Source organism: Pseudomonas poae, from assembly GCA_028869255.1.
GTDB lineage: Bacteria > Pseudomonadota > Gammaproteobacteria > Pseudomonadales > Pseudomonadaceae > Aquipseudomonas > Aquipseudomonas poae_C.
In genome coordinates, this window is the sequence record CP110972.1 from 4468753 (window position 1) to 4488746 (window position 19994).

A 19994-nucleotide genomic window follows, 5' to 3' on the forward strand; every position below is an offset into this window, starting at 1 on the left:
GTCCCCGGCTTAGGCCGGGGATCGCCTATCGTCTTTTTACAGGCCGGATTTCAGGCTGGCTTCCAGGTATTCGTCGATATCGCCGTCGAGTACCTTGTCACAGTCGCTGCGTTCGATGTTAGTGCGCAGATCCTTGATCCGCGACGCATCAAGCACATAAGAACGGATCTGGTGACCCCAGCCGATATCCGACTTGGTGTCTTCCAGCGCCTGCGAAGCCGCGTTGCGCTTCTGCATTTCCTGCTCGTACAACTTGGCCCGCAGCATTTTCATGGCGGTGTCCTTGTTCGCGTGCTGGGAACGTTCGTTCTGGCAGCTGACCACGGTGTTGGTCGGTACGTGGGTGATACGTACGGCCGAGTCAGTGGTGTTTACGTGCTGACCACCGGCACCGGAGGAGCGGTAGGTATCGATCCGCAGGTCGGCCGGGTTGATCTCGATTTCGACCTTGTCGTCGATTTCCGGCGAGACGAACACCGCGCTGAACGAGGTGTGGCGACGGTTGCCGGAGTCAAACGGGCTCTTGCGCACCAGGCGGTGCACGCCGATTTCGGTACGCAACCAGCCAAAGGCGTATTCACCCTTGATATGCACGGTCGCGCCCTTGATACCGGCGACTTCACCGGCCGACAGTTCCATGATGGTCGCGTCGAAACCGCGTTTGTCGGCCCAGCGCAGGTACATGCGCAACAGAATGTTGGCCCAGTCCTGGGCCTCGGTACCGCCGGAGCCGGCCTGGATGTCCAGGTAGGCGTTGTTCGGGTCCATTTCGTGGCTGAACATGCGGCGGAATTCAAGCTTGGCGAGGTTTTCCTCGAGACGGGCCAGCTCGGCGACGACATCGCCCACTGCGCCTTCGTCGTTTTCTTCGACGGCCATGTCCAGCAGGTCACGGCAATCGGCCAGACCGGTGTTCAGTTCGTCGAGGGTATCGACGATCTGCGCCAGCGCCGAGCGCTCGCGGCCCAACTCTTGGGCGTATTCAGGTTTGTTCCAGACACTCGGATCTTCAAGCTCGCGGTTGACTTCGGTCAGACGCTCATGCTTTTGATCGTAGTCAAAGATACCCCCGAATAGTTTCGGAGCGCTCGGACAGGTCCTTGATGGTGTTAAGGATCGGGTTGATTTCCATGGCGGGCAGCACTCGTTGGCGAACTTTTGAAAGCCGACGAGTATAACGACAAACGGGGGGAGCGGCAGCCCGCTTGGCGAAAAGGCTCGGTTGTTGACGAGGAATGCCGGGGGAATATCCGTTGCTGCGGTAACGGCCGCCTATGGTTCCGCCCTTACGGCGGGTCACTTTTGGAAAAGAGCCCCAAAAGTAACCAAAAGGGCTCTTGCCCCACCACTCGGCACCTCGCCTCCGGCTCGGTGTGCCCGCACGCAGACTTGAATCCGTGGGCCGCCGCGATGGGCCATCCTTGGCCCAGCGCGGCTAACCCGGCGTCCTGCCGGGTTACCCACGGATTCAAGCCCGCGTGCGGCCAGCGTGGTTAATGGGGCGCCTAGATCAAGATCAAGATCAAGATCAAAAGCAGAGCACGGCGGCCTGGTAGCCGACCTGAGTGGTGTAGATCAAGAGCGGGAACACAGTGGATTGGCTTTTCTGTGGGAGCTGGCTTGCCTGCGATGCAGACACCTCGGTACATCAGGCACACCGAGTTGATGCTTTCGCAGGCAAGCCAGCTCCCACATTTGAACCTAGGAAAGCTTCAATGCTCAGGTCGGCTGTCAGGCCGCCTCGCTTTGTTTTTGATCTGGCCCTTACATCATTACCGCTGACGAAGTCAGCGATCTTTTGATCTAGGGCTTTTGATCGTGATCTGAGACGCCCCGTCAATCACGATGGCCGAACGCAGGCTTGAATCCGTGGGCAACCCGGCAGGACGCCGGGTTAGCCGCGCTGGGCCATGGATGGCCCATCGCGGCGGCCCACGGATTCAAGCCGGAGTGAGGGCACAACGAGCCGGAGGCGAGGTGCCGAGTGATGGGGCGAAGCGTTTTTGGTTACTTTTGGCGCTTTTCCAAAAGTGACCCGCTGTAAGAGCGGAACCAATATCAGCCGTTACCACAACAACGGATATACCCCCACCTACTCAATCCCCACCTGATTACGCCCATTATGCTTGGCCGTATACAACCCCTTATCCGCCGCCATAATCAACTGCCGGCAATCCGTCCCCTGCACCGGCGTCAACGTCGACAACCCAATACTGATCGTCAGACTAGCCCCCTCAGCCGGCGCAATATGCGGAATCTTCAACGCCGCAACAGCCATCCGCAGCTTCTCAGCCACCAACCGCGCCCCACCCGGCGAGGTATTGGGCAACACCAGCGCAAACTCCTCCCCCCATACCGCGCCGGCAAGTCCGACGGCCGACTGCTGGCTTCACGAATCGCAGTAGCAACCTTGCGCAATGCCTCATCACCTTCGACATGACCGAAGCTATCGTTATAGGTCTTGAAGAAATCCACATCAATCATCAACAACGACAACTGCGTCTGATCCCGCATGGCCCGACGCCATTCCAACTCCAGGTATTCGTCAAAGTGACGACGATTGGACAGCCCGGTCAACCCGTCAGAGTTCATCAACCGTTGCAGTACCAGATTAGTGTCGAGCAATTGCTGCTGGCTGACCCGCAACGCACGGTACGCCGCATCCCGCTGCAACAAGGTCATATACGAGCGCGAGTGATAGCGAATACGCGCCACCAGCTCAATGTTGTCCGGCAACTTGACCAGATAATCATTGGCCCCCGCCGAAAACGCCGCGCTCTTGATCAGCGGGTCTTCCTTGGTCGAAAGCACAATGATCGGAATGTTCTGCGTGGCCGGGTGGTTACGGTATTCGCGCACCAGCGTCAGGCCATCGAGGCCCGGCATCACCAGGTCTTGCAGGATCACCGTCGGCTTGATGCGGATCGCCTGGGCGATTGCCTGGTGCGGGTCGGCGCAAAAGTGGAAGTCGATGTTTTCTTCATGGGCCAGGCCGCGCCGCACGGCTTCGCCGATCATGGCCTGGTCGTCGACCAGCAACACCATGGCGGCATTTTCGTCGGTCTTGATGTCGTCGATCTGTAAATCATTCATGTGCAGTCACCTGAATTACTACCTGCAAGCCGGCACAGCGGAGGGTATGGATCATTTGGAAAATACCTCCAGCAATCGGGGCGCAATTCTATCCAGTGGGCGAATTTCAACAGCAGCATCAATCGCCGCCGCCGCTTTGGGCATGCCATACACCGCCGAGCTTTGCTGGTCCTGGGCGATGGTCAAATAACCTTGTTCACGCAGTAATTTCAGGCCCTGGGCACCGTCGCGCCCCATGCCGGTCAGCAGTACACCGACGGCATCACCGTTCCAGTGGCTGGCCACGCTTTCAAAAAACACGTCGATCGAAGGCCGGTAAATCTCGTTCACCGGCTCTGCGGTATAGGCTAGCGTGCCATCCTTCAATAAACGAATGTGATGGTTGGTGCCGGCCAACAGCACCACGCCGCTTTGTGGCGGCTCACCCTCGCGGGCCAGGCGCACCGGCAGGCCGGAGGCGCTGCTCAGCCACTCGGCCATACCTGCGGCGAACACCTGGTCCACATGCTGCACCAGCACAATGGCGGCGGGAAAGTCCCGGGGCAAGCCCTTGAGCAGGATTTCCAGGGCAGCCGGACCACCTGCCGAAGAGCCGATAGCCACCAGGCTCTGGCGCTTGCCGGTAGCCCGCTGTGGCGTGGTTTCGGCGCGCACACGGCTGCCGCGCTGGCCGATCAGCCAGCCGATATTGAGGATCTTGCGTAACAGCGGCGCCGCCGCATCCTTGGGGTTGCCCACGCCAAGCGGCGGCGTGTCCACCACGTCCAGCGCGCCATGGCCCATGGCTTCGAACACCCGACTCACGTTGGCCTGACGGTCGACGGTGACGATCACGATGGCGCACGGGGTCTCGGCCATGATCCGACGGGTGGCCTCCACGCCATCCATCACCGGCATGATCAGGTCCATCAGGATCAGGTCCGGGGTCAGCTCGGCGCAGCGCTGCACCGCTTCCAGGCCATTGCCGGCCACCCACACCACCTGGTGCGCAGGCTCGAAACTCAGGGCGCGGCGCAGGGCTTCCACCGCCAGGGGCATATCATTGACGATCGCAATCCTCATGCCCGCGCGCCTCCAATCAGTTCCACCACGGCGTCCAGCAGGGCGTCATCGTGGAAACTGGCTTTAGCCAGATAATAGTCGGCGCCGGCGTCCAGTCCACGGCACCGGTCTTCTTCGCGATCCTTATAAGACACCACCATCACCGGCAACGACTGCAGGCGAGTATCACGGCGCAAGAGTGTGACCAATTCAATACCGTCCATACGAGGCATATCAATATCAGTGATCAACAGGTCAAAGTCTTCGGAGCGCAACGCGTTCCAGCCGTCCATGCCGTCGACCGCCACAGCCACTTCATAACCACGATTAAGTAACAATTTGCGCTGCAGCTCACGCACGGTGAGCGAGTCATCCACCACCAACACCCGTTTGCGCGGGGCCTCGTTGGCCTGCTGGCTGCGCCGGGCGATGCGTTCCAGGCGGCCGGTGTTGAGCAGCTTGTCCACCGAGCGCAGCATGTCTTCCACATCGACAATCAACACCACCGAGCCATCGTCCAGCAAGGCCCCGGCGGAAATGTCCTGGACCTTGCCCAGGCGATCATCCAGCGGCAACACCACCAGGGTGCGCTCGCCGATAAAGCGTTCCACGGCAATCCCGTACACGGCATCGCGCTCGCGGATCACCACCACTTTCAACGTATCCGTCTGGTTCTGCCCCGCCGGGCGCTGCAACAATTGGCTGGCGGCGACCAGCCCGACATGCCGGCCCTCATGCCAGAAATGCTGACGGCCTTCCAGCTGCACAATGTCGTCGGGCGCCAGGTCGCACATGCGTTCGATATGCGCCAGCGGGAACGCATAGGCTTCGTCGCCGACTTCCACCACCAGGCTGCGCACCACCGACAGGGTCAGCGGCACCTCCAGGTGAAAACGACTGCCCTGCCCCGCCGTCTGCTCCAGCACCACCGCGCCGCGCAGTTGGCGGACCATATGCTGCACCGCATCCAGGCCGACGCCGCGCCCAGACACTTCGGTGACCTTGTCGCGCAGGCTGAAACCCGGCAAAAACAGGAACGTCAGCAGCTCTTCTTCGCTGAGGCGCAGCGCGGTTTCCAGCGGCGACAGGTGCCGGTCGACGATGGTGGCGCGCAGGCGCTCCAGATCGACGCCATTGCCGTCATCGCTCAATTCCAGCACCAGCAACCCGGCCTGATGGGACGCACGCAGGCGGATCAGGCCCTCGGCGGGCTTGCCTGCCAGCATGCGTTGTTCGGGCATTTCGATGCCGTGGTCGACGGCATTGCGCAGCAGATGGGTGAGCGGCGCTTCGAGCTTTTCCAGCACGTCGCGGTCGACCTGGGTCTTTTCGCCCTCGATTTCCAGGCGCACCTGCTTGCCCAGGCTGCGGCCGAGGTCGCGCACCATACGCACCTGCCCGGCCAGCACATCGGCAAACGGGCGCATGCGGCAGGCCAGCGCAGTGTCGTAGAGCACCTGGGCGCGCTGGCCGGCCTGCCAGCCGAACTCATCCAGCTCGGCATGTTTTTCTGCGAGCAGGGCCTGGGCTTCGCTCAACAGGCGGCGCGTATCGGCCAGGGCTTCCTGGGCTTCGAGGTTCAGCTCCACGGTCTTGAGTTGGCCGTCCAACGCGTCCAGGGCCCGCACGCTCTGGCTTTGAATACGCTTGAGGCGCTGCAGGCTGGCCAGGTACGGCTTGAGCCGCTGGGTTTCCACCAGGGATTTACTCGACAGGTCGAGCAGGCTGTTCAAGCGTTCGGCGGTCACCCGCAGCACCCGCTCGCCACCTTCGGTCATACGCTTGCTTTGGCGCGGCGGTTCGCTGGTCACCGGCGGCGCGGGCTCGGGCTCCGGCGGTAACGCTTCGACGACGGGCTCCGGGGCTGGCGCGGGTGGCGGCGGCGCGACTTTGGCGGTGAGCTGCGATGGGTCGAGCAGGCGCTCCATCAGCGCCACATAGGCTTCGATATCCGCCGGGCCCACGTCATTGCCCGGCGTGGCGATGCGCATCAGCAGGTCGGTGCCCTGCAGCAGCGCGTCGATATGTTCGGGTTGCAGGTACAGGCGACCTTCCTGAGCACTGACCAGGCAATCCTCCATCACATGGGACACACTGACCCCGGCGTCCACCCCGACGATCCGCGCCGCGCCCTTGAGCGAGTGCGCGGCGCGCATGCAGGCTTCGAGCTGGTCGGCCTGGGTCGGGTTGCGTTCCAGGGCCAACAGGCCCGCGCTCAGTACCTGGGTCTGCGCATCGGCTTCCAGGCTGAACAGTTCCAGCAGCGAGGCATCGCGCATCTGGTCGGGGGTCATGTGAGGCTCCGGGTCACGGCGGACAACAATTGCGCCTCATCCAGCCAACGCAGGCTGCGGCCTTTCCACTGCAACACACCTTGGGTGAAGCGGCCACTGGCCTGGCTGCCGGAGGCCGAGGCCGCCTTCAAGGTGCGCTCATCGATGGCATGGATGCCGTCCACTTCGTCCACCGGCACCACCACCGGGCCGTCCTGCGCGGCGATGATCAACATACGCGGCATGATCCGCCCGCCCGTTGCGCCAGTGCTGGTGCTGTCCAGGCCCAGCAACTCCACCAGCGACAGGCACGCCACCAACGCGCCACGCACATTGGCCACCCCCAGCAAGGCCCGCGAACGCTGATGCGGCAAGGAGTGGATCGGCTGCAACGGCGCCACTTCCACCAGGCAACGGGTGGCAATGCCCAGCCATTCTTCGCCGAGACGGAACATCAACAGCGAACGGGTGACCACCTCCTCGCCGCGCTCGACGGCAGCCTGCGGGCGGTGGTCGTCCTGCTGCAGCGCATAGCGGTCCAGCAGGCGCGTGGCGGCGGCGGAGTACACCGAGCAGTTGCGGCAATGAATATGCTCCGCCAGCAGCGGGCAGGACTTGTCGCCATGGATGCCGATGCGGTTCCAGCAATCGTCGATGACTTGGGTGTCGGCCAGGGTCAGGTCCAGGCCAGTGGTGTCGAGCGCGTCGGGGCTACTCATCGTTTGTGCTCACTGTCAGCTCGCTCGCTACGCGCGGCCCGCGCCTGCAACCGGCGCGCCCCCGCGCTATCGCCCTGGGACTCAAGCAACGCGGCCAGGTGCATCAAGGCCTGCGAATGCTGGGGCTCCAGGTACAAGGCTTTTCGATAATAGCCCTGGGCTTCCAGGGCGCTGCCGGCCACATCACTGAGCAGCCCCAGCCAGTAGAACACCTGGGCGGCCGGCGGGTGGTTGTTCAAATACTGTTCGCACGCGGCACGGGCCTCGGCACTTTTGCCTTCGTTGGCCAACGTGGCGATGCGGCTGAGCAGGGTGCCTGCATCGGACGGCGGTGCAGTCACCGGCACCACCTGGGCACTGACGCTGCTGAACGGGCGCGGCTTGGCCGCCAGCGCGGCCGAGCTGCGCTGGGGCATGGGAGCCGGCACCGGCATGTGCACCGGCAGCGGCTCGAGTGTTACCGGTTCGGCGTGCCGACTGAATGCAAAGGACTGCGGCACACCAATCGAACGCATGCCATGACGCCCCAGCAGGCTGCCCTCGGCCGGGCCGATAAACAGCACACCGTCCACGTGGGTCAGGCCCTTGAGCACTTCGAACACTTGCTTCTGGGTCGGCTGGTCGAAATAGATCAGCAGGTTGCGACAAAACACAAAATCGTAGCTGGCCTCATTGGCCAACAGGCTCGGGTCGAGCAGGTTGCCGACTTGCAGGCGTACTTGTTCGCGCACCCGGTCGGCGATGTGGAACCCGTCGCCGTACTCGGTGAAATGCCGATCGCGAAACGCAATGTCGCTGCCGCGAAACGAGTTCTTGCCGTACACCCCGCGCCGGGCGCGCTCCACCGACAGTGGGCTGACGTCCATGCCCTGCACCTTGAACTGGTGCGGCGCCAGGCCCGCATCCAGCAGCGCCATGGCAATCGAATAAGGCTCTTCACCGGTGGAGCACGGCAGGCTGAGGATGCGCAACGCACGCATCTGCTTGATGTCCGCCAGCCGCGCTTTGGCCAGGCGGGCCAGGGTCGCAAAGGATTCGGGATAACGGAAAAACCAGGTTTCGGGGACGATGACCGCTTCGATCAGCGCCTGCTGCTCATCGTGGGAGCTTTGCAGGTGCTGCCAGTAATGCTCGAGCGTGCTTGCCTGTATTACCTGGCTGCGCTGGCGCACGGCGCGCTCGATGATCGCCTCGCCCACCGACGCGACATCCAGGCCGATGCGCTCCTTGAGGAAGGCAAAGAAACGCGGGTCGCTGCTCATTGGCTCAACTCGGCGCTGAACAGCAAGGCGCGCACATCATCGGTGAGCAAGTCATTCACGCCGATCCATTGCATCAACCCCAAGGCATCCTCACGCACCAAGCCCAGATAAGGTGCCTCGCGGTTGTCCAGGCCATAGGGCTTGAACTCGCCCAGCTCGCAACGCAGGGTGTCGGTGGCCTGCTCCAGGATCAGCCCCAGCCAGCGGGCCTCGACCCACGGCTGCGGCTGATAATTGACCAGCACCAGCCGCGTGCTGGTGCGGGCCTGCGCCGGTTTGCCGAAGGTCAGCGCGCAGAGGTCGATGACCGGCACCAGCGCACCGCGATGGGCGAAGATGCCGGCGACCCACAGCGGTGCATGGGCGATGGGTTTGAGGGGCAGGCGCGGCAGTACCTCGGCCACTTCCGTGGCCCTGAGGGCGAAGCGTTCGGTGCCGATGTGAAACACCAGGAACAACGCCTTTTTCGCTGCCGGGACGGCGCCGCGTTTAGCCGCGAGGTCGCTCATCAGACTTTGAAACGCGACACGCCGCTGCGCAGACCGACCGCAACCTGGCTCAGTTCATCAATCGCAAAACTGGCCTGGCGCAGCGACTCCACGGTCTGGCTGCTGGCATCGCCCAATTGCACCAGCGCATGGTTGATCTGCTCGGCGCCGGTCGCCTGGGCCTGCATGCCCTCGTTGACCATCAACACCCGTGGCGCCAGCGCCTGCACCTGATGGATGATCTGCGACAGCTGCTCACCCACTTGCTGCACTTCGAACATGCCGCGGCGCACTTCCTCGGAGAACTTGTCCATGCCCATCACCCCTGCCGACACCGCCGACTGGATCTCACGCACCATCTGCTCGATGTCGTAGGTGGCCACGGCGGTCTGGTCCGCCAGGCGGCGTACTTCGGTGGCGACCACAGCAAAACCACGGCCGTATTCACCGGCCTTCTCGGCCTCGATGGCCGCGTTGAGCGACAACAGGTTGGTCTGGTCAGCCACTTTGACGATGGTCACTACCACCTGGTTGATGTTGCCGGCCTTCTCATTGAGGATCGCCAGCTTGGCGTTCACCAGGTCGGCGGCGCCCATCACCGAGTGCATGGTTTCTTCCATGCGCGCCAGGCCCTGCTGGCCGGAACCGGCGGCCACCGACGCCTGGTCGGCGGCGGTCGACACCTCGGTCATGGTGCGCACCAGGTCTTTGGAGGTGGCGGCGATTTCCCGGGACGTCGCCCCAATTTCGGTGGTGGTGGCGGCGGTTTCGGTGGCGGTGGCCTGTTGCTGCTTGGAGGTCGCGGCAATCTCGGTCACCGAGGTAGTCACTTGCACCGATGAACGCTGGGCTTGGGAAACCAGGGCCGTCAGCTCGGTCATCATGTCATTGAAGCCGGTTTCGACAGCGCCGAATTCGTCCTTGCGCTCCAGGTTCAGGCGTTTGCTCAGGTCCCCGGTGCGCATGGTGTCGAGGATGTCGACGATGCGCTGCATCGGCGCCATGATGGCGCGCATCAGCAGCAAGCCACACAGGCCGGCAGCGAGGATCGCGATGAGCAGCGACACCGCCATGCTGATCTTGGCCGACAGCACGGCCTCGTCGATGGCCGCCGTGGCGCGGTCGGACACGTTTTTGTTTTCAGTAATGATGTCGTTGAGCTTCATGCGACCTTCGGTCCACACCGGCGTGAGTTGCTCTTCAAGCAGCTCACGCGCAGCCGGCAGGTCATTGTTCTGCACGCGGTCCAACAGTTCGGCAAGGATTTTGTTGTAGTTGATGTGCGCCGCCTTGAAGTTATCGAACTCCATGCGGTCGGCCTGGCCATGAATGGTTCTTTCATAGTTGGCCATCTGCTGCTCAATACGCGCCTCGAACGCCTTGTAGTCGGACTTGTCGGTATTGGTGAAGGTTTTGTCCTCGCGCAGGCCAATGATGTCGATGGTCTGCAAATAGCTGTCGACCCACGCGCTGCGAATCATCGAGCTGAGGTAAACCCCGGGCACCGCATCATCCCGGACTGCTTCCTGGCTGGCTTCGATCTTCAGCAACCGTGAGTAGGACACCACGACCATCAGCAGCATGATCGCGATAATGACCGCAAAGCTCGCCAAAATCCGTTGGCGCAAGGTCCAGTTCTTCACAGTAATTCCTCGAAGGGCCATTCAAATGGGGGGAGTATAGCTGAGCAGAAGCCCTCATTAATCAACGGGTTTTGCTGGAATGCTCACAGAATGCACAGTCAGGCATTACACAATCAAATGTGGGAGGGGCAAGTCGAGTCGTCGCACCGCCCCTCCCACCTTTGGATTTGCATAAACCCCGTGATTACTGGTTCAGTCGCACCTGTTTCTCCAGCTCCAGCTTCAAACCCGGCTCCAGCTTGAGTTGGCGCGCCAACTCATCCAGATAGGCCTTCTCCATAAAATTTTCTTCGTCCACCAGCATCACGCTGGCGATGTACATCTCGGCCGCCATTTCCGGCGTGCCGGCAGCGCGGGCCACGTCGGCGGGGTCCAGAGGCTTGTTCAGTTCGGCGTGCAGCCAGTTTTGCAGCTCACGGTCGTTGTCCAGCTTGGTGAATTCGCCTTCGATCAACGCCCGCTCGCGGTCGTCCACATGCCCGTCGGCCTTGGCTGCCGCGACCAGGGCCTTGAGAATGCCCTGGCTATGCTGCTCGACCTGGGCGGGCGGCAGGCGGTCGATGGTTTGCGGCTCACCTTGGGGCGCACCGGCCTGTTGCGCCTGCCAGTTGCCGTAGGCTTTGTAGGCGATCACCCCCAACGCCGCCAGCCCGCCGTAGGTCAGGGCCTTGCCGCCAAACTTGCGCGCCTTTTTGTTGCCCAGCAACAGGCCCATGGCACCCGCCGCGAGGGCGCCGCCGCCAGCGCCGCCGAGCAAACTGCCGAGCCCGCCACCGCCGAGCAAGCCGCCCAGGGCACCTTTATCGTCGGATTTGCGCTGGCCGCCAGCCTTGTTCTGCAGCATGTCCTGGCCGGATTTAAGCAACTGATCGAGCAATCCACGGGTATTCATTCATCGCCTCCAGACACTTGGGTTCATAGGACCAATAGGCCCCCAGCGTAAAACTAAGTGCCAAAAAGCCTCGATCTAGAGTGCTTCCAGATGTAACGCCGCTGCCGTTCGCTAAAACCGATATACACTCGAATACATCTATAAAAACACCCCACTGGTAATTCCAGCATGATGACCTTGCGTCAAATCCGGCATTTTATCGCCGTGGCCGAGACCGGCTCGATCTCCGCCGCCGCGCAAACCGCCTTCATTTCCCAGTCGACCCTGACCCTGGCGATTCAGCAACTGGAACAGGAAATCGGCGTCAACCTGTTCAACCGCCATGCCAAGGGCATGACCCTGACCCATCAGGGCCACCAGTTCCTGCGCCAGGCGCACTTGATCCTCGCCACCGTCGACAACGCCAAGCGCAGCCTGCAACAGAGCACCGACCAAGTGGCCGGGCAGTTGATCATCGGCGTGACCAGCCTGGTGGCCGGCTATTACCTCGCTGACCTGCTCACCCGTTTCCAACGCGCCTACCCGAATGTGGAAATCCGCGTGATGGAGGACGAGCGCCCGTATATCGAGCATTTGCTGGTCAGCGGCGAAATTGACGTGGGCGTGCTGATCCTGTCCAACCTCGAAGACCGCCACGCGCTGCAGACCGAAGTCCTCACCCACTCGCCCCACCGCCTGTGGCTGCCGGCGCAACATCCGCTGCTGGAACACGACAGCATCAACCTGGCCGACGTCGCCCGCGAACCGCTGATCCAACTGAACGTGGATGAAATGGGCCACAACGCCCAGCGCATGTGGACTGGCGCCGGCCTACAGCCGCGGGTCACGTTACGCACCGCGTCAACCGAAGCCGTGCGCAGCCTGGTAGCCGCCGGGCTCGGCGTGTCGATTCAGCCCGACATGACCTACCGCCCCTGGTCACTGGAGGGCGACATTATTGAAGCGCGGCCGATTGCCGACCTCAGCCAGACCCTCGACGTGGGCCTGGCCTGGCGCCGAGGCACCGCACGCCCGGCCTTGGTGGACCCGTTCCTGACCGTGGCCCGCGAGCAACCGCACCCGCGCAAGCCATCTATTTAATCGAATGCCGCATTCAGTATTTAGTATTTGTTGACCTCGCGCCTGACCTCTACTCTCAGTTCACGCCTATAGAGAAGGTCTGGCGCCTCGTAAGAGAACGCCCATGGCCACACAAGAAAAGAGATCGCGAAAAATGTCCGGCGCGTCCACCCCGCTGCTCACTGCGTTGCTGATCGACGGCGAACTGGTCCAGGGCCAGGGTGTTGCCGAGCCGATTCTCAACCCGGCCACCGGCGAAGTCCTCACCCAGATCGCCGAAGCCAGCACCGAGCAAGTCGAAAGCGCCATCCTCGCCGCCCACCGCGCCTTTGCCGGCTGGTCACGCACTACGCCGCAGCAGCGCTCGAACATCCTCTTGGGCATCGCCGAGGCCATCGAAAAACACGCCGACTACCTGGCGCGCCTGGAATCGCTGAACTGCGGCAAACCGCTGCACCTGGCGCGTCAGGATGACCTGAGCGCCACCGTCGACGTGTTCCGCTTCTTTGCCGGGGCCGTGCGTTGCCAGACCGGGCAGCTCAGCGGCGAATACCTGCCGGGCTACACCAGCATGGTGCGTCGCGACCCGATCGGGGTCGTGGCCTCGATTGCACCCTGGAACTACCCGTTGATGATGGCCGCGTGGAAAATCGCCCCAGCCCTGGCCGCCGGTAATACGTTGGTGTTCAAGCCGTCGGAACACACGCCGCTGTCGATCCTGGCCCTGGCGCCTGTACTGAAGGAATTGTTACCACGGGGCGTGATAAACATTCTGTGTGGCGGCGGCGAAGGGGTCGGCAGCCATTTGGTCAGCCATCCCAAGGTGCGCATGGTGTCGTTGACCGGCGATATCGTCACCGGGCAGAAAATCCTGCAAGCCGCCTCCAAAACCCTTAAACGCACGCACTTGGAACTGGGCGGCAAGGCGCCGGTAATCGTATGCAACGACGCCGATCTGCAAGCTGTGGTTGAAGGCGTGCGCGCCTACGGCTATTACAACGCCGGCCAGGATTGCACCGCCGCTTGCCGCATCTACGCCCAGGCCGGTATCCACGACAAATTGGTCGCCGACCTCGGCGCCGCCGTCAGCAGCCTGCGCTTTGCCGGTAAACGCGACGCCGACAATGAACTCGGCCCGCTGATCAGCACCCGCCAACGTGACCGCGTCGCCAGTTTTGTCGAACGCGCCCTCGGCCAGCCGCATATCGAACGGGTGACCGGCGCCGCCGTGCATTCCGGCGCGGGCTTCTATTACCAACCGACCCTGCTCGCCGGCTGTAAACAGAACGACGAAATCGTACAGCGCGAAGTGTTCGGCCCGGTGGTCACCGTGACCCGCTTCGATGAGCTGGAACAGGCGGTGGACTGGGCCAACGACTCCGAATACGGCCTGGCCTCCTCCGTCTGGACCCAGAACCTGGACAAGGCCATGCAGGTCGCGGCGCGCCTGCAATACGGCTGCACCTGGATCAACAGCCATTTCATGCTGGTCAGCGAAATGCCCCACGGCGGCTTGAAGCGCTCGGGGTATGGGAAAGATCTGTCCAGCGATTCGCTGCAGGACTACAGCGTGGTGCGGCACATCATGGCCCGCCACGGTCAGCACCTTTAAAACAACAACTAAGCTCATGCGTTACGGCTTCACACACTGCCCCGACCATAATTAAAGAAGAGGGAACCCCTATGTCTGCGCACAAGACCGCACTGCTCAGTGCCTTGACCACCGCGCTGCTGGCCAGCGCCAGCCTCCAGGCCGCCGAACCGCTCAAAGCGGTGGGCGCGGGTGAGGGCCAGTTGGATATCGTCGCCTGGCCCGGCTACATCGAACGTGGCGAAAGCGACAAGGCCTACGACTGGGTCAGCGGTTTCGAGAAGGAAACCGGCTGTAAGGTCAATGTGAAAACCGCCGCCACCTCTGACGAAATGGTCAGCTTGATGGCCAAGGGCGGCTATGACCTGGTGACCGCGTCCGGTGATGCGTCGCTGCGGTTGATCGCCGGCAAACGGGTACAGCCGATCAACACGGCGCTGATCCCCAACTGGAAAAACATCGACCCGCGCCTCAAAGACGCGCCGTGGTACGTGGTGGGCCAGCAGACTTACGGCACCCCGTACCAGTGGGGCCCGAACGTGTTGATGTACAACACCAACGTGTTCAAGACCGCGCCCACCAGCTGGAACGTGCTGTTTGACGCGCAGAACCTGCCCGACGGCAAGCCGAACAAAGGCCGTGTGCAAGCCTACGACGGCCCGATCTACATCGCCGACGCCGCGCTGTACCTCAAGAGCACCAAGCCGGAACTGGGTATCCAGAGCCCCTACGAGCTGACCGAAACCCAGTACAAGGCCGTGCTTGAACTGTTGCGCGCCCAGCAACCGTTGATCCACCGCTACTGGCACGACACCACCGTGCAAATGAGTGACTTCAAGAACGAAGGCGTGGTGGCCTCCAGCGCCTGGCCCTATCAGGTCAACGGCCTGCAGAACGAGAAGCAGCCGATCGCGTCGACAATTCCGAAAGAAGGCGCCACCGGCTGGGCCGACACCACCATGCTGCACGCCGAGGCCAAGCACCCCAACTGCGCCTACAAGTGGATGGACTGGTCGCTGCAGCCGAAGGTCCAGGGCGATGTCGCCGCCTGGTTCGGCTCGCTGCCGGCAGTGCCTGCGGCCTGCAAGGAAAGCGAACTGCTGGGCGCCGAAGGGTGCAAGACCAACGGTTTCGACCAGTTCGACAAGATCGCCTTCTGGAAAACCCCGCAGGCTGAGGGCGGCAAATTCGTGCCGTACAGCCGCTGGACCCAGGATTACATCGCGATCATGGGTGGCAGGTAAGGTCTTGCGGGCTGCATAGATCCAATGTGGACAGGGTTTCTGTGGGAGCTGGCTTGCCTGCGATGCAGGCACCTCGGTGTTTCAGCCAGACCGAGGTGATGCCATCGCAGGCAAGCCAGCTCCCACAGAAAAGCGCCCACATTCAGATCGAGTCGCCTTCCACTGTTTTGATTTTTCAGAAGTCCAGGCCGGGCCGCTGCGACGACCCGCGCCTTTTTGGAGCACCGCACCATGACGCTTGCAGTCCAGTTCACCCACGTTTCCCGTCAGTTCGGCGAAGTGAAAGCCGTTGACCGGGTTTCCATCGATATCCAGGACGGCGAGTTCTTTTCCATGCTCGGCCCCTCCGGCTCCGGCAAAACCACGTGCCTGCGCCTGATTGCCGGCTTCGAGCAGCCGAGCGCAGGCTCGATCCGGATTCATGGCGAGGAAGCCGCCGGCTTGCCGCCGTATCAACGCGACGTAAACACTGTGTTTCAGGATTACGCGCTGTTCCCCCATATGAATGTGCGCGACAACGTGGCCTACGGCCTCAAGGTCAAGGGCGTGGCCAAGGCCGAGCGCCTCAACCGCGCCGAAGAGGCATTGGCCATGGTCGCCCTCGGCGGTTACGGCGATCGCAAGCCGGTGCAGCTCTCCGGTGGCCAGCGCCAACGCGTGGCACTGGCCCGCGCCCTGGTCAATCGCCCGCGGGTGTTGCTGCTGGATGAGCCGCTGGGCGCCCTTGACCTCAAGTTGCGCGAGCAGATGCAAAGCGAGCTGAAAAAGCTGCAACGCCAGCTGGGCATCACCTTTATTTTCGTGACCCATGACCAGACCGAAGCGCTGTCGATGTCCGACCGCGTGGCGGTGTTCAACAAAGGCCGCATCGAACAGGTCGACACCCCGCGCAACCTGTATATGAAGCCGGCCACCGCGTTCGTTGCCGAATTCGTCGGCACCTCCAACGTGATTCGCGGCGAACTGGCGCAGCGCCTCAGCGGCAGTGCCCAGCCCTTCTCGATTCGCCCGGAACACGTGCGTTTTGCCGAAGGCCCGTTGGGCTCCGGCGAGGTGGAAATCAGCGGCCTGCTGCACGATATCCAGTACCAGGGCAGCGCGACCCGCTATGAACTGAAACTGGAAAACGGCCAGGCGCTGAACATCAGCCAGGCCAACAACCAGTGGCTGGATACCAGCAGCAGCCATCAGGTCGGCCAGCCGATCACCGCCCGTTGGGCGCGGGAAGCCATGACCCCGCTGACCGATACCGCAGGCGAGGTGTGAGATGAGCCTGGCCCTTTCCCAACCGCCGATGCGCAGGTTTTCCAACCTGCTCTACCGCAAGCCCAACCTGTACCTGGCGATGCTGCTGATACCGCCGCTGATCTGGTTCGGCGCGATCTACCTCGGCTCGTTGCTGACCCTGCTGTGGCAAGGTTTCTATACCTTTGACGACTTCACCATGGCGGTCACGCCGGACCTGACCCTGGCCAACTTCGCAGCGCTGTTTCAGCCATCGAACTTCGACATCATCCTGCGCACCCTGAGCATGGCGATTGTGGTGTCGATCGCCAGTGCCATCGTGGCCTTCCCCATCGCCTACTACATGGCGCGCTACACCACGGGCAAGACCAAGGCGTTTTTCTATATCGCGGTGATGATGCCGATGTGGGCCAGCTACATCGTCAAGGCCTACGCCTGGACCTTGCTGCTGGCCAAGGGCGGCGTGGCGCAGTGGTTCGTGCAGCACCTGGGCCTGGAGCCGGTGTTGCAGTTCGTGCTGGGCATTCCTGGCGTGGGTGGCAGTACCTTGAGCACCTCGCACCTGGGGCGGTTTATGGTCTTCGTTTATATCTGGCTGCCGTTCATGATCCTGCCGATCCAGGCGTCCCTGGAACGTTTGCCGCCCTCGTTGCTGCAAGCGTCGGCCGACCTGGGCGCCAAGCCGCGCCAGACGTTTATGCAGGTGATTCTGCCGCTGTCGGTGCCAGGAATTGCCGCCGGTTCGATCTTCACGTTCTCGCTGACCCTGGGCGACTTCATCGTCCCGCAGCTGGTGGGCCCGCCCGGTTACTTCGTCGGCGGCATGGTCTACGCCCAGCAAGGCGCCATTGGCAATATGCCCATGGCCGCGGCGTTCACCCTGGTGCCGATCGTGCTGATCGCGGTTTACCTGTCCATCGTCAAACGCCTGGGGGCCTTCGATGCACTCTGAAAAAGCCAGTTTGAGTTTGAAGATCGCAGCGTGGGGTGGGTTGGTGTTTCTGCATTTCCCGATCCTGATCATCTTCCTTTACGCCTTCAACACCGAAGAAGCCGCGTTCAGCTTTCCGCCCCAGGGCTTCACCCTGAAGTGGTTCAGCGTGGCCTTCGCCCGACCGGATGTGCTGGAAGCGATCAAGCTGTCGCTGCAGATCGCCGCCATCGCCACCCTGATTGCGATGGTGCTCGGCACATTGGCCTCGGCGGCGCTGTATCGCCGCGAGTTCTTCGGTAAACAAGGCGTGTCGTTGATGTTGATCCTGCCGATTGCACTGCCGGGGATCATCACCGGTATCGCGCTGCTGGCGACCTTCAAGACGCTGGGGATCGAGCCGGGGATGTTCACCATCATCGTCGGCCACGCGACGTTCTGCGTGGTGATCGTCTACAACAACGTGATCGCCCGGTTGCGCCGCACTTCCCACAGCCTGATCGAAGCCTCGATGGACCTGGGCGCCGACGGCTGGCAGACCTTTCGCTACATCATCATGCCCAACCTGGGCTCGGCGCTGCTGGCCGGCGGCATGCTCGCCTTTGCGCTGTCGTTTGACGAAATCATCGTCACCACCTTCACCGCCGGCCACGAGCGCACCTTGCCGTTGTGGCTGCTCAACCAGTTGAGCCGCCCACGCGATGTGCCGGTGACCAACGTGGTGGCGATGCTGGTGATGCTGGTGACGATGTTCCCGATTCTCGGTGCCTATTACCTGACGCGCGGCGGTGAAAGCGTGGCCGGTAGTGGCGGTAAATAACTGACAACACATAGCCACTGTTGAAACACGGTCAATGTGGGAGCTGGCTTGCCTGCGATAGCGGTATCGACTGAACCACCGCTATCGCAGGCAAGCCAGCTCCCACAGTTGAGCCGGTTTCTCCAGAGATAGAACTGTCGTTTTGAGGAGGACTGAACCATGCAAACCAAACTCTTGATCAACGGCCAACTGGTCGAAGGCGAAGGCCCGGCCCAAGCCGTTTTCAACCCGGCACTCGGCCGCGTGCTGGTGGAAATCAAGGAAGCCAGCGAAGCCCAGGTCGACGCCGCCGTGCGTGCCGCCGACGCAGCCTTTGAAAGCTGGTCGCAAACCGCACCCAAGGATCGCTCGCTGTTGCTGCTGAAACTGGCGGACGTGATCGAAGCCCACGGCGAAGAACTGGCCAAGCTGGAATCGGACAACTGCGGCAAGCCCTACAGCGCTGCGTTGAACGACGAGATCCCGGCGATTGCCGACGTGTTTCGCTTCTTTGCCGGCGCCAGCCGCTGCATGAGCGGCTCGGCGGGTGGCGAGTACCTGCCCGGCCACACGTCAATGATCCGCCGCGACCCGGTGGGCGTGATTGCATCCATCGCGCCGTGGAATTACCCACTGATGATGGTCGCCTGGAAAATCGCCCCGGCCCTGGCGGCGGGTAATACCGTGGTGCTCAAGCCGTCGGAGCAAACCCCGCTGACCGCGTTGCGCATGGTCGAACTGGCGGCGGAAATTTTCCCGGCCGGTGTACTCAATCTGGTATTCGGCCGTGGGCCTACCGTGGGCAACCCGCTGGTGACCCACCCTAAAGTGCGCATGGTGTCGCTGACCGGTTCCATCGCCACCGGCGCGAATATCATCTCCAGCACCGCCGACAGCGTGAAACGCATGCACATGGAGCTGGGCGGCAAGGCGCCGGTGATCATCTTCAACGATGCGGACATCGACGCGGCCGTGGAAGGCATCCGCACTTTCGGCTTCTATAACGCCGGCCAGGACTGCACCGCCGCGTGCCGCATCTATGCGCAAGCGGATATCTACGATGCGTTTGTGGAGAAGCTCGGCGCGGCGGTCGCCAGCATCAAGTACGGTTTGCAGGATGACCCGGCCACCGAACTGGGCCCGCTGATCACCGCGCAACACCGCGACCGCGTGGCCGGGTTTGTCGAGCGCGCCGTGGCGCAGCCGCATATTCGCCTGGTCACGGGCGGCAAGGCGGTGGAAGGCAATGGTTTCTTCTTTGAACCGACAGTGCTTGCCGATGCCCAGCAGGACGATGAGATCGTGCGCCGCGAGGTGTTCGGGCCAGTGGTGTCGGTGACCCAGTTCACCGATGAAGCGCAGGTACTGGGCTGGGCCAATGATTCGGACTACGGCCTGGCGTCATCCGTATGGACCGCCGATGTAGGACGCGCCCATCGCCTGGCCGCACGTTTGCAGTACGGCTGCACCTGGGTCAACACTCACTTCATGCTCGTCAGTGAAATGCCCCACGGCGGTCAGAAACTGTCGGGCTATGGCAAGGACATGTCCATGTACGGCTTGGAGGACTACACCACTGTTCGGCACGTGATGTTCAAGCACTGATGCTTTACCCCTGTGGGAGCGGGCTTGCTCGCGAATGCGATATGTCAGTCACAGGTTTTACCGACTGATCCACCGCATTCGTGAGCAAGCCCACTCCCACATTTGATCT

The 19994-nt window shown here is 62.3% G+C and carries 15 protein-coding genes and 1 pseudogene; 7 read left to right on the forward strand and 9 right to left on the reverse strand.

Going from position 1 to position 19994, the window contains the following annotated elements:
• Positions 1 to 36 precede the first annotated feature (36 nt).
• The 9 genes and pseudogenes from prfB to LRS56_20345 all read right to left on the reverse strand — a co-directional run bounded on the left by prfB (position 37) and on the right by LRS56_20345 (position 11411).
• A protein-coding gene (prfB, locus tag LRS56_20305; GenBank protein WDU61173.1) for a peptide chain release factor 2 occupies positions 37 to 1132 on the reverse strand; the annotation gives its coding sequence in 2 pieces (ribosomal slippage) (positions 37 to 1059 and positions 1061 to 1132; 1095 coding nt in all).
• 960 nt (positions 1133 to 2092) lie between these two features.
• Positions 2093 to 3093, reverse strand: a pseudogene (locus LRS56_20310) (PleD family two-component system response regulator).
• Between the two features lie 51 nt (positions 3094 to 3144).
• A complete protein-coding gene (locus LRS56_20315; GenBank protein ID WDU61174.1) occupies positions 3145 to 4155 on the reverse strand; it encodes a chemotaxis response regulator protein-glutamate methylesterase in 1011 nt (336 codons plus the stop codon).
• Complete coding sequence (locus tag LRS56_20320; GenBank protein ID WDU61175.1) at positions 4152 to 6428, reverse strand: hybrid sensor histidine kinase/response regulator; 2277 nt, start codon at positions 6426 to 6428, stop codon at positions 4152 to 4154. The genes LRS56_20315 and LRS56_20320 overlap by 4 nt, the downstream gene beginning before the upstream one ends.
• Positions 6425 to 7126 carry a chemotaxis protein CheW gene (locus LRS56_20325; protein ID WDU61176.1) on the reverse strand — a complete coding sequence of 234 codons (702 nt, stop codon included), beginning with the start codon at positions 7124 to 7126 and terminating at the stop codon, positions 6425 to 6427. Before LRS56_20325 ends, LRS56_20320 begins: the two co-directional genes overlap by 4 nt.
• The gene (locus LRS56_20330) at positions 7123 to 8388 is read right to left on the reverse strand and encodes a chemotaxis protein CheR (GenBank protein WDU61177.1); all 1266 of its coding nucleotides are present in this window, start codon (positions 8386 to 8388) and stop codon (positions 7123 to 7125) included. The genes LRS56_20325 and LRS56_20330 overlap by 4 nt, the downstream gene beginning before the upstream one ends.
• Positions 8385 to 8897 (reverse strand): chemotaxis protein CheW, encoded by a 513-nt coding sequence (locus LRS56_20335; GenBank protein ID WDU61178.1) that lies wholly within the window; start codon positions 8895 to 8897, stop codon positions 8385 to 8387. The genes LRS56_20330 and LRS56_20335 overlap by 4 nt, the downstream gene beginning before the upstream one ends.
• Positions 8897 to 10519, reverse strand: a complete 1623-nt coding sequence (locus LRS56_20340) for a methyl-accepting chemotaxis protein (protein ID WDU61179.1) — start codon at positions 10517 to 10519, stop codon at positions 8897 to 8899. Before LRS56_20340 ends, LRS56_20335 begins: the two co-directional genes overlap by 1 nt.
• A 184-nt stretch (positions 10520 to 10703) precedes the next feature.
• Positions 10704 to 11411: a tellurite resistance TerB family protein gene (locus tag LRS56_20345; protein WDU61180.1), complete on the reverse strand. Its 708-nt coding sequence runs from the start codon at positions 11409 to 11411 to the stop codon at positions 10704 to 10706.
• Positions 11412 to 11579: 168 nt separating this feature from the next.
• On the opposite strand from LRS56_20345, the gene LRS56_20350 reads away from it, so the two are divergent.
• The 7 genes from LRS56_20350 (at position 11580) to LRS56_20380 (ending at position 19885) form a co-directional block, all read left to right on the forward strand.
• A complete protein-coding gene (locus tag LRS56_20350; GenBank protein WDU61181.1) occupies positions 11580 to 12491 on the forward strand; it encodes a LysR family transcriptional regulator in 912 nt (303 codons plus the stop codon).
• Between the two features lie 133 nt (positions 12492 to 12624).
• The gene (locus LRS56_20355; GenBank protein WDU61182.1) at positions 12625 to 14082 is read left to right on the forward strand and encodes a gamma-aminobutyraldehyde dehydrogenase; all 1458 of its coding nucleotides are present in this window, start codon (positions 12625 to 12627) and stop codon (positions 14080 to 14082) included.
• A 71-nt stretch (positions 14083 to 14153) separates the two neighbouring features.
• Positions 14154 to 15305 carry an ABC transporter substrate-binding protein gene (locus LRS56_20360; protein ID WDU61183.1) on the forward strand — a complete coding sequence of 384 codons (1152 nt, stop codon included), beginning with the start codon at positions 14154 to 14156 and terminating at the stop codon, positions 15303 to 15305.
• 231 nt (positions 15306 to 15536) lie between these two features.
• Positions 15537 to 16571 (forward strand): ABC transporter ATP-binding protein, encoded by a 1035-nt coding sequence (locus LRS56_20365; GenBank protein WDU61184.1) that lies wholly within the window; start codon positions 15537 to 15539, stop codon positions 16569 to 16571.
• A gap of 1 nt (position 16572) precedes the next feature.
• Positions 16573 to 17502: an ABC transporter permease gene (locus LRS56_20370; protein WDU61185.1), complete on the forward strand. Its 930-nt coding sequence runs from the start codon at positions 16573 to 16575 to the stop codon at positions 17500 to 17502.
• Complete coding sequence (locus LRS56_20375) at positions 17492 to 18301, forward strand: ABC transporter permease (GenBank protein WDU61186.1); 810 nt, start codon at positions 17492 to 17494, stop codon at positions 18299 to 18301. The genes LRS56_20370 and LRS56_20375 overlap by 11 nt, the downstream gene beginning before the upstream one ends.
• A 159-nt stretch (positions 18302 to 18460) precedes the next feature.
• Positions 18461 to 19885, forward strand: a complete 1425-nt coding sequence (locus LRS56_20380) for a gamma-aminobutyraldehyde dehydrogenase (GenBank protein WDU61187.1) — start codon at positions 18461 to 18463, stop codon at positions 19883 to 19885.
• Positions 19886 to 19994: the final 109 nt, after the last annotated feature.

Excerpts from the sequence above, each read along its gene's own strand:
- LRS56_20330 (WDU61177.1), bottom strand. The coding sequence starts at position 8,388 with ATGAGCAGCGACCCGCGTTTCTTTGCCTTCCTCAAGGAGCGCATCGGC.
- LRS56_20350 (WDU61181.1), top strand. The coding sequence starts at position 11,580 with ATGATGACCTTGCGTCAAATCCGGCATTTTATCGCCGTGGCCGAGACC.
- LRS56_20365 (WDU61184.1), top strand. The coding sequence starts at position 15,537 with ATGACGCTTGCAGTCCAGTTCACCCACGTTTCCCGTCAGTTCGGCGAA.
- LRS56_20375 (WDU61186.1), top strand. The coding sequence starts at position 17,492 with ATGCACTCTGAAAAAGCCAGTTTGAGTTTGAAGATCGCAGCGTGGGGT.
- LRS56_20335 (WDU61178.1), bottom strand. The coding sequence starts at position 8,897 with ATGAGCGACCTCGCGGCTAAACGCGGCGCCGTCCCGGCAGCGAAAAAG.
- LRS56_20320 (WDU61175.1), bottom strand. The coding sequence starts at position 6,428 with ATGACCCCCGACCAGATGCGCGATGCCTCGCTGCTGGAACTGTTCAGC.
- LRS56_20370 (WDU61185.1), top strand. The coding sequence starts at position 16,573 with ATGAGCCTGGCCCTTTCCCAACCGCCGATGCGCAGGTTTTCCAACCTG.
- LRS56_20315 (WDU61174.1), bottom strand. The coding sequence starts at position 4,155 with ATGAGGATTGCGATCGTCAATGATATGCCCCTGGCGGTGGAAGCCCTG.
- LRS56_20360 (WDU61183.1), top strand. The coding sequence starts at position 14,154 with ATGTCTGCGCACAAGACCGCACTGCTCAGTGCCTTGACCACCGCGCTG.
- LRS56_20380 (WDU61187.1), top strand. The coding sequence starts at position 18,461 with ATGCAAACCAAACTCTTGATCAACGGCCAACTGGTCGAAGGCGAAGGC.
- LRS56_20325 (WDU61176.1), bottom strand. The coding sequence starts at position 7,126 with ATGAGTAGCCCCGACGCGCTCGACACCACTGGCCTGGACCTGACCCTG.
- LRS56_20345 (WDU61180.1), bottom strand. The coding sequence starts at position 11,411 with ATGAATACCCGTGGATTGCTCGATCAGTTGCTTAAATCCGGCCAGGAC.
- LRS56_20355 (WDU61182.1), top strand. The coding sequence starts at position 12,625 with ATGTCCGGCGCGTCCACCCCGCTGCTCACTGCGTTGCTGATCGACGGC.